Origin of the sequence: Sphingopyxis sp. LK2115 (genome assembly GCF_014595975.1) — a bacterium.
GTDB lineage: Bacteria > Pseudomonadota > Alphaproteobacteria > Sphingomonadales > Sphingomonadaceae > Sphingopyxis.
In genome coordinates this window covers 1-13491 of the sequence record NZ_JABWGQ010000011.1, presented here as the reverse complement: position 1 = coordinate 13491, position 13491 = coordinate 1, and the positions used below count along the sequence as shown (strand labels likewise).

General features: G+C 60.4%; 11 protein-coding genes and 1 pseudogene. 10 read left to right on the top strand and 2 right to left on the bottom strand.

Annotated features, from left to right (window positions below; all coding sequences use genetic code 11):
* Positions 1–57 precede the first annotated feature (57 nt).
* Positions 58–1040: pseudogene (locus tag HUW43_RS01585) on the top strand (helix-turn-helix domain-containing protein); the annotation flags it as partial.
* 197 nt (positions 1041–1237) lie between these two features.
* On the opposite strand, the gene HUW43_RS01580 reads toward HUW43_RS01585, so the two are convergent.
* Positions 1238–1564 (bottom strand): 2Fe-2S iron-sulfur cluster-binding protein, encoded by a 327-nt coding sequence (locus tag HUW43_RS01580; protein WP_039580993.1) that lies wholly within the window; start codon positions 1562–1564, stop codon positions 1238–1240.
* Between the two features lie 29 nt (positions 1565–1593).
* Positions 1594–2856: a cytochrome P450 gene (locus HUW43_RS01575; protein WP_039575372.1), complete on the bottom strand. Its 1263-nt coding sequence runs from the start codon at positions 2854–2856 to the stop codon at positions 1594–1596.
* A 190-nt stretch (positions 2857–3046) separates the two neighbouring features.
* Here HUW43_RS01575 and HUW43_RS01570 point away from each other — a divergent pair, with 190 nt between their 5' ends.
* Genes HUW43_RS01570 through HUW43_RS01530 form a run of 9 tightly spaced genes read left to right on the top strand, consistent with a single transcriptional unit; the run spans position 3047 to position 13264 of the window.
* Positions 3047–3787, top strand: a complete 741-nt coding sequence (locus HUW43_RS01570; RefSeq protein ID WP_039575369.1) for a FadR/GntR family transcriptional regulator — start codon at positions 3047–3049, stop codon at positions 3785–3787.
* 44 nt (positions 3788–3831) lie between these two features.
* The gene (locus tag HUW43_RS01565) at positions 3832–4974 is read left to right on the top strand and encodes an NAD(P)H-dependent flavin oxidoreductase (protein WP_054588690.1); all 1143 of its coding nucleotides are present in this window, start codon (positions 3832–3834) and stop codon (positions 4972–4974) included.
* A 24-nt stretch (positions 4975–4998) separates the two neighbouring features.
* Positions 4999–6189 carry a thiolase C-terminal domain-containing protein gene (locus HUW43_RS01560; protein ID WP_054588689.1) on the top strand — a complete coding sequence of 397 codons (1191 nt, stop codon included), beginning with the start codon at positions 4999–5001 and terminating at the stop codon, positions 6187–6189.
* Positions 6186–6647, top strand: a complete 462-nt coding sequence (locus HUW43_RS01555) for a Zn-ribbon domain-containing OB-fold protein (RefSeq protein WP_054588688.1) — start codon at positions 6186–6188, stop codon at positions 6645–6647. Before HUW43_RS01560 ends, HUW43_RS01555 begins: the two co-directional genes overlap by 4 nt.
* Positions 6648–6654: 7 nt before the next feature.
* Entirely contained in the window at positions 6655–7875 is a 1221-nt protein-coding gene (locus HUW43_RS01550; protein ID WP_054588687.1) for an acyl-CoA dehydrogenase family protein, read from the top strand.
* A complete protein-coding gene (locus tag HUW43_RS01545; RefSeq protein WP_054588686.1) occupies positions 7875–8966 on the top strand; it encodes an acyl-CoA dehydrogenase family protein in 1092 nt (363 codons plus the stop codon). Before HUW43_RS01550 ends, HUW43_RS01545 begins: the two co-directional genes overlap by 1 nt.
* Positions 8967–9024: 58 nt before the next feature.
* Positions 9025–10638, top strand: coding sequence for an acyl-CoA synthetase (locus HUW43_RS01540; RefSeq protein WP_054588685.1), 1614 nt, complete (start codon positions 9025–9027; stop codon positions 10636–10638).
* A complete protein-coding gene (locus HUW43_RS01535; protein WP_054588684.1) occupies positions 10635–12269 on the top strand; it encodes a flavin-containing monooxygenase in 1635 nt (544 codons plus the stop codon). Before HUW43_RS01540 ends, HUW43_RS01535 begins: the two co-directional genes overlap by 4 nt.
* Entirely contained in the window at positions 12269–13264 is a 996-nt protein-coding gene (locus HUW43_RS01530; RefSeq protein ID WP_039575348.1) for an alpha/beta fold hydrolase, read from the top strand. Before HUW43_RS01535 ends, HUW43_RS01530 begins: the two co-directional genes overlap by 1 nt.
* Positions 13265–13491 lie beyond the last annotated feature (227 nt).

Genomic DNA, 13491 nt, shown 5'->3' with positions numbered 1-13491 from the left:
CGCATGCTCGGCCCAATTGCGGGAGGCGTCCATCCCATAAGATGAAGCCCATCCTCCTTGAAAAAATCGGCGCCGAAGGCCCCTGCTGAGCGGCTGGTGAAGGACATACGGCGTGCGACGCGCCGGCACTTCTCTGCAGAGGACAAAATCAGGATCGTGCTGGAAGGCCTGCGCGGCGAGGACAGCATCGCCGAGCTGTGCTGCAAGGATGTCATCGCCCAGAGCTTGTATTACACGTGGTCGAAGGAGTTCATGGAGGCGGGCAAGCGGCGCTTGGCGGGCGACACCGCCCGTGCCGCGACCACCGGCGAGGTGCACGACCTGCGCCGCGAAGCCCGTGCCCTTAAGGAATGCGTGGCCAATCTGACGCTGGAAAACCGGTTGCTCAAAAAAAGCATGATCGCGGATAGGGCCGACGACGAATGAGGTAACCCGCATCCGAGAAGCTGGAGATCATTCGGATCGTCGAGCAGTCGCACCTGCCGGCCAAGCGCACGCTGGAGCAGTTGGGCATCCCGCGCCGGACCTTCTAACGCTGGTACGACCGCTACCTCGAGCGCGGGCCGGAGGCGCTGGAGGATCGGCCATCGGCCCCGAGGCGGGTGTGGAACCGCATCTGCGATGATATCCAGCAGCAGATCATCGACATGGCGTTGGATACAACCGACCTGTCACCCCGCGAGCTCGCGGTGCGCTTCACCGACGAGAAGCGCTACTTCGTGTCGGAAGCCACGGTTTACCGTATGTTGAAAGCCCATGACCTGATCGCCAGTCCGGCCTTCATCGTGATCAAGGCCGCCGACGGGTTCCACACCAAGACGACGCGGTCGAACGAGATGTGGCAGACCGACTTCACCTACTTCAAGATCATCGGCTGGGGCTTGGTGTACCTGTCGACCGTGCTCGACGACTTCTCCCGTTATGTCATCCTTTGGAAGCTGTGTACCACCATGCGGGCCGGGGATGTCACCGACACGCTGGAGCTGTCCCTCGAAGCTTCCGGATGCGCGTCGGCCAGGATGATCCACAAGCCGAAGCTGCCAATGGGCCCGGCCAGCATATTGCCCGCGCCCCTTAATTCGTCAGGGAAATGGGCGGCGAGGAATTGCCGCATTTCGGTGCGAAATGCGTCTTCGCTCGTCTAGACATCAGGTTCTAGCTGAGTTGGCACTGAAACCTCCGTTCAAAACTGAATTTGCGACGCCGCACGCGCACGACAGGGCTGCGCTCTGTCTGGTCAGTATTGCTGCTCGGGAACGTGCAAAATCAAACCTTCCACTCCTTCCACCATGGGTATCTGGCAGGCGAGGCGACTGTATTCGTTGGCACCTTCGGCAAATTGCAGAAGCTCTGCCTCCGCTGCCCCTTCGACCAGGCGACCAACCCTGTCGATCCAGGCCGGATCGACATGGACATGGCAGGTCGCACAGGCGCAGACACCGCCGCAATCGCCGTCGATGCCCGGTACATCATTGAAGAGCGCCGCCTCGCGTGCGGTTTCGCCCTCGGCAATTTCGACTTCCCGCCGCGTTCCATCGCTGGATACGAACGTCACTTTGACCATCATACACTCCGTATTTCTGCTTCAGCAAATCAGCGCGCGTGCAGCCGCACCGGCAGATTGGTGATCCCGCGCACAAGGTTTGAGAAAAGGCGCTCGGGCTCGCCGGTCACTTCGACCTTGGCGAACCGCTTGTGAATTTCTTCCCAGATGATCCGCAACTGCAGTTCTGCCAGCCTGTTACCCATGCATCGATGGATGCCATAACCGAATGACAGGTGATGGCGCGGATTCTTGCGGTCGATGATGAACCGGTCAGCCCGGTCGATGACCGTTTCGTCGCGGTTGCCCGACAGGTACCACATCACGACCTTGTCGCCCTTCTTGATCTGCTTGCCGCCAATCTCCCAGTCCTGCAGCGCAGTGCGGCGCATGTGAGTCAGCGGCGTCTGCCAGCGGATGATTTCCGGCACCATGCTGGCGATCAACGAAGGGTCGTCATTCAGTTTGCGATATTCATCGGGGTTCTGATTGAGCGCCAGCACACCGCCGCTTATCGAATTGCGCGTGGTGTCGTTGCCGCCCACGATCAGCAGCAGCAGGTTACCCAGAAATTCGAGGAAGGGCATATCCCGTGTCGCCGGGGAATGCGCCATTATGGAAATCAGATCGTTCTTCGGTTCTTCGTTGATGCGCTGCTCCCACAGTCCTTTGAAATACATCGCGCACTCGATGAGTTCTTCACGCCTCGCTTCGTACGATTCGACGATGCCGGTTTCAGGGGCGGCCGTTGTGACGTCGGACCAGCGCGTGAGCTTGCGGCGTTCCTCCCACGGGAAATCGAATAGGGTAGCAAGGGTCATCGTGGTCAATTCAACTGAGACCTTGTCAACCCAATCAAATTCCTCGCCTATCGGCAGATCATCGAGAATCTGACACGCTCGTTCGCGGATTGTCGGTTCGAGCAACAGCAAGTTGGACGGCGCTACAGCGGGGGTGACGGCCTTGCGTTGCTGGTCGTGCTTTGGAGGATCCATAGCGATGAACATTTCAAGTTCGAGCGCGCCTTCCACCGAATGCATGTCCTGAATGGCGATACCGCCGAGCTTTGCCTCCGACGAAAAGACTTTGTGGTTGGTGTCGACAGCCATGATATCGTCGAACTTGGTGATCGACCAGTAAGGCCCAACATAGCTTTCGCGGCAATAGTGGACCGGCTCCTCTTTGCGCAGCCGGTCGAAATACAGGCCGATCGTGTCCTGCTGAAAAAGACTCGGCCGTGCGACATCAATTTCGTCGATCGGAATGGCTGCAACTTTTCCGGCAGTATCCAGCTCCATCGTGTCGATGCTCATGTCTCGTCCTCCATCCCAGGCAAGCAGACTCACCTTGCTATCAAACAGGTAGATGTTTCGCAGGGTGTGGTCAATAAAGCTTATAAGGATTGTTGCGACATTTGACCGCACTGCAAACTTCATAGACTGATGCTGGACATGCCATCCGATAAACTCTTATAAGGTTTTATCAGAGGAGCGATTCCCAGTGATGCAACCGAAGGTCGATGATTCGAGGAAGGCCAAGCGTGCGCTCACGCTTGCGCAGGACATCGTACGCGATATCGAAGCCGGGGCGCATGTTGCGGGCGACAGGTTGGCGCGCGAGGACGAAATGCTTGCGCGATACGATGTCGCCCGAGCGACCTTGCGCGAAGCGCTTCGCTTCCTTGAACTCCAAGGCGTTATCCATCTTCAACTAGGTCGCGGTGGCGGGCCGGTGGTCGCTCGCCCGCAGACTGGCGATTTCGCAAACAGCCTCTCGCTGATCCTGCATTTCATGGAGGCGGACTTGAGGGGCTTGCTCGAATTGCGCGAAGCGATTGCGGCGGATGTTGCAGCCTATGCCGCCCAGCGCGCGACCACGGGTGATCTGAGCGCACTTGCCGATTGCCTCAAAGAGCTGGAGCGAAACGAAGCGAGCAGCCAGTTCGAGGAACTGAATCGCCGTTTTCACGATATGCTCGGCTGGGCCAGCGGCAATCCGCTTTTCGGCCTTCTGACTTCCGCGTTGCATATGCTTACCCGCGAATTCTCGCTCTCGCTGGGGTATTCGGCGCAAGAGCGTGCGGTCCAGTTGCGTTTCTTGCGCCGCGTCCTTGAAGCTGTGCGCAAGGGCGATGCCGAAGGAGCGCGGCAGGCTATGGCGCGTCTCGTGGCGGGCTCCGCCTCCTATCTCGCACAGAGAAGCCCTGAGCTTGTGTCCCAGAAGGTCAGGTGGGGACAGACGTAAAAAACGGGCGCCGGTGGGTGGCGCTGGATGGAGAGGGTATTACGATGGCACTCAAGAGCCGCATATGCGAAATTCTCGGGATCGAATACCCGATCCTTCTGGCCGGAATGGGCGGGGCGAGTGTCCCCGCGCTCGCGGCCGCAGTATCGAATGCCGGGGGACTTGGCGTTCTTGGCGCTGCGGCCTGCTCGCCAGACCAGTTGCGCAGCTGGATCCGCCAGACCCGCGAACTGACCGATAAGCCATTTGGGGTCGACACCCTTCTGCCTGCCTCCGTCAGGCGCGGTTCGGCACCGCAGAGCGGCGCCTCGCTCGAAAACCCGATGGCACTGCTTGGCGAATATCAGCAGTTCACCCGCGATTTCATGGAACGCGAGGATCTGCCCGAAGTGGATGCCGCAATGGCCATGCGCGCGGCTGGCGCGCCGGAAATGGGCAAGGGCGGTCCGCAGCTGTTCACGCGGGAGTTTTTCGAGGCGCAGATGGAAGTGGTAATCGAGGAAAAGGTGCCAGTCTATGCCGCCGGCCTCGGCAATCCCGGACCGTGGATGGACCGCCTTCATTCCAATGGCACCAGGGTCATGGCGGTGATCGGCAAGGTCAAGCACGCCCAGCAGGTGGTCGATTCCGGCATCGACATGATTGTGGCGCAGGGCCACGATGGCGGCGGGCACAACTCCCCGATCGGAACCTTCTCGCTGATTCCGCAGGTAGTCGACGCGGTGGGCGATCGGGTTCCCGTGATCGGAGCAGGTGGAATCTCCGATGGCCGCGGAGTCGCCGCAGCGATGATGCTGGGCGCTCTGGGCGCGTGGGTCGGAACGGCGTTCCTGGCAACCGAAGAGGCAGGGATTGAACGGTTCCAAAAGGAAGCAATAACCGACGGCGGCGATGCAGATACCGTCGTTAGCCGTTCGTTGACCGGCAAGCCTGCGCGCATGATCCGCAACAAATGGGCCGATGCTTGGGTTGCGGCGGGCAAGGAGCCGCTTCCGATGCCTTACCAGTCGATGATTTCAGGGCCGGTCATGGCTTCGGGCATAAAGGCTCAGCGCAAGGATATCATGCCCGGCTTCGCGGGGCAGGGAATTGGATTGATCCATTCGATCCGTCCAGCGGCAGAGGTCATGCGCGATCTTGTCGAAGGGGCCGAAAGGGCGCTGGCCGATGCCAGATTCTATTCCTGAATTGCGGCAAGACGGGTACGCTGTATGAACGCTTCGCAGACCTTATCCTTTGCCGACAAGGCCGCCATAACCGGTGTGGGCGAAACCGCATTCGTCAAGGGCACCGAACGGACCGCGGTGGACATGATGCTGGAAGCCTCGCGCCGCGCAATCTCAGATGCCGGGCTGAAACCTTGCGACATCGACGGCATGGTGCCGCCGCCGATCTATACGACCTCGGAGGAAATGGCCGCCAATCTCGGCATTGATGTGCTGCGCTATGCGGCCACCGTTCACATGGGCGGCGCCAGCCCGACGACGGCGCTGCAGAACGCGGCAATGGCGATCGCCAGCGGGCTTTGCGATCACGTGCTGGTGACGCTCGGTTGGAACGGCTATTCCGCCCTCAGGCCCAAGCCGGGTGCCCCGCCCACTCGGGCGATGAACATGAACACGCTGACCAATACCATCCAGGGCTATTACATCCCCTATGGTGTGTTCCTGCCGGTGCAGATGTATGCTTGGCTGGCGACCCGTCACTCGAAGCTTTACGGCGTGGGCGCGGATGCGATGGCAGCGGTAGCGCTAGCCTGCCGGCGTCACGCGCAGTTGAATCCGCGCGCCTTTACCTATGGGCGCGAACTCGACGCGGAAACCTATCATTCGGCGCGCTGGATATCCGAGCCCTTCCGCCTTTACGATTGCTGCCTTGAAACCGATGGCGCCTGCGCGGTAGTCATATCGCGAATGGATCGGGCCAGGGATATGCCGCATGTGCCCGTCAGCATCGCCGGTGCCGCGGAAGGCCACCCCTATCCCGCCGACGACATCCCCTCGCGGCCCGATCCCTTCAAGATTGGCCTCAGCTATGCTGCCCCGCGCGCTTTCGACATGGCGGGCGTCAAGCGCGAGGACATGGATTTCCTGCAGATTTACGACTGCTTTACCTATGTCGTTCTGCTGCAACTGGAAGCGATGGGCTATTGCGAACCGGGTGCACAGTTCGAATTCGTCGCCAATGGCCAGATTGAGCTGGGTGGCCGCTATCCGATCAACACCCATGGCGGCTTGCTCAGTGAGGCGCATGTCTGGGGACTCAACCACGTGGTCGAGGCAGTGCGCCAGCTTCGTCACGACTGCGGCGAGCGCCAGGTGCTGGGAGCCCAAACTGGTCTTGTGACCGGCTGGGGTGACCTTGGCGATGGAAGCATTGCCATTCTCAGGAGGTTTGCATGAGCAGCGAGAGCGATCTGCCTCCCAAAATGCGGCCCTCCGCGCAGGTTGCGCCGCCCAAACCGCGACCTCGCCCGCAAGACCCGGTTGAGCAGGAATTCTGGAAGCGGTGCCAAGACGGCAATCTCTATTTCCAGCGCTGCGGCGGCTGCGGCTGCTTCCGCCACCTACCGCGCTATATGTGCGCAAAGTGCGGCTCGCCGGAATTCTCCTGGGAACGCAGCAGTGGCAAGGGCACGCTGTTTTCCTGGACCGTTACCCACCAGGCCCTCCACCCGGCTTTTGCCGACGAAATTCCCTTCGTGGCGGCGGTGGTGGAATTGGAAGAGGGCGTACGCATGGCCACGCGCCTGATTGGTTGCGATCACGAGCGCCTAGCGCTCGACCTTCCGGTGGAAGTGGAATTCGAATTGATCGGTGAGGACTTCCGCCTTCCTGTTTTCCGCCTGCGTGAAAGTTAGAAGCGTCATGGATCTTGATTACGGGCCCGAATACGATGTCTTCCGCAAGCAAGTGCGGGCTTTCATCGAAGCGCACCGCCATCTCGCGCCGCCTTCTGCTGACCGGGCGGCCCGACCTTCGTCCAAGGCAGTCGAATGGCAGAAGCTGTTGATCGAGCATGGGTATACCGCGCGAACGATCCCGCAGGAGTATGGAGGCTATGGAGCGGAGCCGGACATTCTCCAATCGCGCATCATCGCAGAGGAATTTGCGCGGGCCAGGGTGCCGGGCGGGCTTTCTAATCAGGGAATCTCGATGTTCGTGCCGACCCTGCTTGAACTCGGCACCGAGGAACAGAAACGGCGCTGGATCGAACCCACGTTGAAAGGCGATATCGTATGGTGCCAGGGCTATTCCGAACCCGGTGCCGGGTCGGACCTAGCCAACCTCAAGACCAGCGCGCACATCGAAAACGGCGAATTTGTTATCAATGGCCAGAAGATCTGGACCAGCACCGCCAAGCAGGCCGACATGATCTTTTGCCTGGTCAGGACCGAACCTGACGCACCCAAACATGGCGGCATTTCCTACCTGATCTTTTCGATGGACACGCAGGGCATCGAGGTTCGCCCCTTGAAGACGATGACCGGTCACGCCGAGTTCAACGAGACGTTCTTCACCGATGTGCGCGTCCCCATGCACCAGATCGTCGGCCAGCGGGGCCAGGGCTGGTTCGTCGCGAACGCAACCCTAGGCCATGAGCGCGGAATGCTGGGCGATCCCGACGCGCTCGAAAACCGGCTGCAGGCGCTGATCGCACTGATGCAGGAAGAGCGTTTGGGCCAGGGTCGCGCGATCGACAATCCGGTACTGCGCGACCGGCTAGTGGCACTTCAGGCCGAAGTAGCGGCGATGAAATACAATGGGATGCGCATCCTTTCGAACAGCCTTAGGGGAGAGCCGGGCGGCATGGCGAAGCTGATCGTCAAGTTGCAAAGCTGTGAACTCGCTCACCAGATATCCGCGCTGGCAATCGACGCCATGGGCGAACTGGGCATACTCTATCACCACAGCCCGCGTGAGCGGGACGGCGGGGCGTGGCAATGGAACTATATGTTCCAACTCGGTCTCATCATCGGCGGCGGGACCGCTCAGATCCAGAAGAACATCATCGCCGAACGCGGCCTTGAAATGCCACGTGAGCCGAACCCCGCGGACATGGCGCGACAGAAGCAGGGAGCAGACTGATGGACTTTGGACTTTCGCAGGACCAGCAGATGTTGCGCGACGCCGTTTCGCGGTGCCTCGCCGATACCAGCCCGCTCAGTCACGTCCGCGAATGTGCGGAGCGGGACAATCCGTTGAGCGACCAGGTGTTGCGCGCCCTCCACGATCTGGGCGTTGCCGGAATGCTCGTCCCCGAAGAGCATGGCGGGCTCGGCATGACCTTGCTCGACGCGGCGGTGGTGGCGGAACAGCTTGGCTATGCGGTCGCACCGGTGCCGTTTCTCGCCAGTCAGGTTCTCGCACCGATCGCCTTGCGCGAAGCTGGCAACGAGGAGCAAAAGGCCCACTGGCTGCCAAAGATAGCGAGCGGCGAGGCGCGTGTCGGTGTCGCGATTTCCGAGACGATCGAGGTGCGCGACGGCGCGGGAGTTTCCTCTGCCGGCGGGAAGCTCAACGGCACCGCCCTGTTCGCGCTCGATTTCGAAGGAGCTGATGCCTACGTCGTCGCCGATTCCGGTGGCAGGCTGCACCTTGTCGGTGCCAAGGCGTCCGGGCTGGAAGCTATCGCGTTGACGACCATCGATCGCACCCGTAGCGTCGGGGAATTGCGGTTTGACGGGGACGAAGCGGAACCACTGGCTGACGATGGCGGAGCTACAGTGGCCCGGCTGCGCGATGCGGGCCGCGTGATCCTCGCCGCAGACAGCCTTGGCGCAGGTCAGGCCATGATCGAAAGGGCTGTCGATTATGCTGGTCAGCGCGAACAGTTCGGCCGCCTGATCGGTAGTTTCCAGGCCGTAAAGCATATGTGCGCCGAGATGGCCGCGCGGCATGAACCGTGCCGTTCGCTCGTCTGGTACGCCGCCCACGCCTTCGACGCGGTGCCGAATGAGGCATCACTGCTTGCCTGCCATGCCAAATCGCACACGGCCGAGGTCTATCGATTTGTCGCACGCACTTCCACCGAAGTGCACGGCGGAATGGGATTCACCGACCTGCTTGGCCTGCATTACTGGTTCAAACGGATCGGATTCGACCGGCAGGTTCTGGGTGGGCCAGAAGCGGTCCGGGCGGAGGCTGCGGCACTTCAGGGCTGGACCAAAGCTGCGTGATGTTTCTTCCAAGGGAAGTGCGCCAAAGCCGCCACCCCGTTCGGAGAGGGGAACTAATGTGATCGACTGGAATCTCGGCGACATTCTCGACGCTATCGAGCCCGTCATGCCAAAGGATGCGCCGGCCCTGATACACGGCGACCGGATCATCACCTGGCCCGAAATGTCGGGACGTTCGAACAATGTTGCCCGCGCGCTCCGGCAGCGCGGAGCCGGCAATGGGGCCAAGGTTGCCTTTTATATGCGCAACCGACCCGAATATGGCGAGTTGATGGCAGCCTGCTTCAAGGGGCGCCTGATCCATGTGAACATCAATTACCGCTATGTCGCCGAGGAGGTCTTCTATATCTTCGACGATTCCGATAGCGAAGTGATCGTCTACAGCTCGGAATTCCGCGACTGTATCGTCGAGCTCAAGGATCGGCTCGAGAAGGTTCACACCTTTGTGGAAATTGGCGAGGCTTCGCAAATCGCGCCTTTTGCGATCCCTTACGAAACACTCGCGCAAGAAGGCGACGGATCGGCGCTCGGCATAGTGCGCTCTCCCGAAGATCAGCTCTTCATCTATACCGGCGGCACGACGGGCATGCCCAAGGGCGTGATGTGGCATCACGACCAAATGCGCAAAGCACAGCTCGAGGCCCAGAAGCTGCTCGCCCCCGTTCCTCAGACACTCGAAGAACACGTCGCGTTGATCACAAGTCAAGGGCCCGGCAACCGCACCCTGCCATCCTGCCCGATGATGCACGGGACCGGCTTCATCACCGCGATCGGCACACTTATGTCGGGCGGCGCCATCGTTACACTCGCAGACTCGTCCTTCGATGCGACGGAGTTGTGGGAAACAGTTGATAAGCATAAGGTGCAAAGCATCGCAATTGTGGGCGATGCCTTTGCCAAGCCAATGCTGCAGGCGCTGGACCGGAATCCCGGCCGCTGGGATACCAGCAGCCTCGTCACCATCGTTTCATCCGGCGTGATGTGGAGCAAGGAAGTCAAGGCTGGGCTGTGCAAGCATATCCCCCAGGTGGTGCTGATGGACAGCTTCGGCGCTTCCGAAGGGCTCGGCTTCGGCCGCTCCATCACAACCGCGCAAGGGGGCACCAACACCGCGAAATTTGCGATTGGCGAATTCTGTCATGTCTTTGATGAAAACGACCAGAAAGTGACGCCGGGAAGCGGCGTACCGGGATTTATCGCCCTCATGGGTGCGATCCCAGCGGGTTATTACAAGGATCCCGAGAAATCCGCCAAGACCTTCCGCACAATCGATGGGGTCCGCTATTCGATTCCGGGCGACTGGTGCACGGTCGAGGCCGATGGCAGCCTGACCTTGCTGGGCCGTGGCAGCGTTTGCATCAACACTGCTGGCGAGAAAGTTTACCCCGAGGAAGTCGAGGAGATTCTCAAGACCCATCCCGCGATTGGTGACGCGCTGGTCGTGGACGTGCCAAACGAAAAATGGGGTCAGGCCGTCACCGCCGTCGTCCACCTCAGCGGCGACGTTGCGTTCGACGAGCAAGCCGTCAAGGATCATGTGCGGGGGCAGTTGGCAGGCTACAAAACACCGAAGGCCATATATCCAACGAAGATCCCCCTGCGCGCATCGAACGGCAAGGCCGACTATGCAACGGCGAAGGCAATTGCCGAGAGCCTGACTGCCGCTTCATGACGAATCAGACTTCGCCCGATTATGACGCTGTGATCATCGGTGCTGGCTTCAGCGGGATCTACTTGCTCCACAAGTTGCGGGACGCCGGGTTCAACGTGCTGCTGGTCGATGCTGCGACCGATCCGGGCGGCATCTGGCACTGGAATTGCTATCCCGGCGCACGCGTGGATTCGCAGATTCCGCTCTATGAATTCTCGATCCCCGAAGTGTGGCGGACATGGACTTGGAGTGAGCGCTTTCCCGGCTGGGAAGAACTCAGGGCCTATTTCCGCCATGTCTGCGATACGCTGAACCTTTGGCCGCTGATGCGGATGGGATCGAGGGTCGAAAGCGCCGATTTTGATGCAGGGCGGGGACTATGGAATCTACAGCTTGAGGGCGGGCAATCCGTATCGACACGCTTCTTGCTCCCAGCCCTCGGTTTTGCGTCGAAGCCGTATATCCCCGACATTCCGGGCATTGAGGATTTCGAGGGCGAATGGTGCCACACGGCGCGCTGGTCGCAGGAGGGTATTGATCTCGATGGGCGCAAAGTTGCCCTGATCGGAACCGGAGCGAGCGGTGTGCAGGTCGCCCAAGAAGCAGCCAAGCGGGCTGAAGCGCTGATCCTGTTCCAAAGAACCCCGATCCTGGCCCTGCCGATGCGGCAGGAGCGGCTGACGCGGGAGGATCAGGAACGCGAAAAGCACAGCTATCCTGCCCTTTTCGAACAGCGCAGGCAGACGAGCGGAGGATTTGAAAGCCAGTCACTTGAAGTCTCGGCGCTCGAAGTCGACGAGATTGAGCGCAATGCCCACTTCGAAGATTTATGGCAGCGAGGCGGATTGAGGTTCTGGTACCACAACTTCGCCGACTTGCTTACCAATCGCGCAGCCAATCGCCACGCCTACGATTTCTGGCGCGACAAGGTTCGCGCGCGGATCGCCGATCCCGATCTGGCCGAGAAACTCGCCCCATCCGAACCGCCGCATCCGTTCGGCACGAAGCGACCTTCGCTGGAACAGGGATATTACGAGATTTTCGCGCAGGACAATGTTGCGCTGGTTGATCTGAAGGCAAACCCGATCACCCGTGTCGGGCCGCACGCAATCACAACCGCAGACGGCGAGGTCGAATGCGATCTCATCGTTTTCGCCACCGGCTTCGACGCGGGGCGGGGCGGGTTGATCGACATGAACATCACCGGCAGGGGCGGCCTGTTACTGTCGCAAGCTTGGGACAACGGGCTGCGCGCCTATCTGGGAATGGCGGTATCGGGTTTCCCCAACATGCTGTTCGCTTACGGACCCCTGAGCCCCTCGGGTTTTTCCAACGGCCCGACAAGCGCGGAAATGCAGGGCGACTGGATCTGCGATTTCATGGTCTGGCTGCGAAACAACGGTTACGATCTTTTCGACGCCGATCCGCAAGCAGAGGCGGACTGGACCGAAATGGTCGCTCAGGTTGGCGCTATGACGCTCTTTCCCGAAGCGGACTCCTGGTACATGGGCGCAAACATCCCGGGTAAGAAGCGCCAACTCATCAATTTTCCAAGCGTGTCGACCTATGCTGCGATTTGCGGCGATGTGGCACGCGATGCCTACCGCGGCTTTGCCGCCAGCACACCAGCGAACAAGGACAGCGCAACCTGATGAATGAGATGTTCAGAATAAGTGACTTTCCAGTGGACATTGATCCTGTTTGGGCTGGCGACGGCTCACATCTGCCCGAATGGTTCGTGTCGGCGCTCAAGGTGCCCCGCGAAGAAGGTTATGTGGAAATAGATGGGGCCAAGGCGCACTATTTCCGCTGGGGTGACCCCAGCAAGCCCAAGGTATTGATGACCCATGGCTTTCTGGCACATGCGCGCTGCTTTGCCTTCATTGCACCGTTTCTGGCAGAAGATTATGACGTGGTGGCGTTTGATCTGGCCGGCATGGGCGACAGCGACATGCGTGGTCGCGCCGACCTCTTGGCGAGAGGGGGCGAGTTTCGCGAGATTGCCGAGGCGCTGAATATGTTTGCGGATGGCCAAAAGCCGACAATCATCGCGCACAGCTTCGGGTCGGGCGCAGCCCTGACAGCCGTGACCCAGTGGCCCGAGGCCTTTGCCGGAGTGGTGGTTTGCGATCTCATGATCATGCGGCCCGCTCTCCTGGAAGAGTACTGGAACCTCAGGCGGTCAAGCCCTGGTTCCGGCGATCCGGACAAGCCCAGCAAGCGTTATCCTTGCTATGAAACGGCACGTAAGCGGTACATCCTTTCCCCGCCCCAGCCGGTCGGCGAGCCATTCCTTCTGGACTACATGGCCTATCATTCCCTGCGACAGGATGGAGACGAGTGGACGTGGAAGTTTTCAACCGAGGTCTTTCGGAGGAGCAACAAGCCCAACGAATGGCTCACCATGGGCGAGCGTCTGGTGCAGGCACCGGGCCGGAAGGCCATCGTGCACGGCGGTATGAGCCAACTCTTCACCCCGGAATCGGCCGAATACGTCCGCGAGCTGGGTGGAGGTGACATTCCGATCATCGCGGTGCCTGAAGCCCGTCACCATCTGATGCTCGATCAGCCTTTGGCCTTTGTAACCGCACTCCGCAGCATTCTTGCCCTTTGGGATACGCACACTGCACCGCCACTTGCAGCCTGATCCTGGTTGTCCTTCGCCCCGGGTTCCCGCAGGTGCGGTGCTTGCCAGACCTTGCCTGCCGGGAAAGGGAGCTGCCACTCAGCGTTCGCCGGCCATGCCGTTGCGGCGTTCAAGCCATCGTTCGCGCCGCACCAGATAGAACGGGAAGGCGAAACAGTGCCAAGCAGCGAAAGCATGTAACCGGTGTTTTCAGGCCACGGTGGACCATGGCATGAGTTGGGCGAGAT

Excerpts from the sequence above, each read along its gene's own strand:
- HUW43_RS01560 (WP_054588689.1), top strand. The coding sequence starts at position 4,999 with ATGAACGCTTCGCAGACCTTATCCTTTGCCGACAAGGCCGCCATAACC.
- HUW43_RS01580 (WP_039580993.1), bottom strand. The coding sequence starts at position 1,564 with ATGGTCAAAGTGACGTTCGTATCCAGCGATGGAACGCGGCGGGAAGTC.
- HUW43_RS01550 (WP_054588687.1), top strand. The coding sequence starts at position 6,655 with ATGGATCTTGATTACGGGCCCGAATACGATGTCTTCCGCAAGCAAGTG.
- HUW43_RS01535 (WP_054588684.1), top strand. The coding sequence starts at position 10,635 with ATGACGAATCAGACTTCGCCCGATTATGACGCTGTGATCATCGGTGCT.
- HUW43_RS01530 (WP_039575348.1), top strand. The coding sequence starts at position 12,269 with ATGAATGAGATGTTCAGAATAAGTGACTTTCCAGTGGACATTGATCCT.
- HUW43_RS01545 (WP_054588686.1), top strand. The coding sequence starts at position 7,875 with ATGGACTTTGGACTTTCGCAGGACCAGCAGATGTTGCGCGACGCCGTT.
- HUW43_RS01570 (WP_039575369.1), top strand. The coding sequence starts at position 3,047 with ATGCAACCGAAGGTCGATGATTCGAGGAAGGCCAAGCGTGCGCTCACG.
- HUW43_RS01565 (WP_054588690.1), top strand. The coding sequence starts at position 3,832 with ATGGCACTCAAGAGCCGCATATGCGAAATTCTCGGGATCGAATACCCG.
- HUW43_RS01555 (WP_054588688.1), top strand. The coding sequence starts at position 6,186 with ATGAGCAGCGAGAGCGATCTGCCTCCCAAAATGCGGCCCTCCGCGCAG.
- HUW43_RS01575 (WP_039575372.1), bottom strand. The coding sequence starts at position 2,856 with ATGAGCATCGACACGATGGAGCTGGATACTGCCGGAAAAGTTGCAGCC.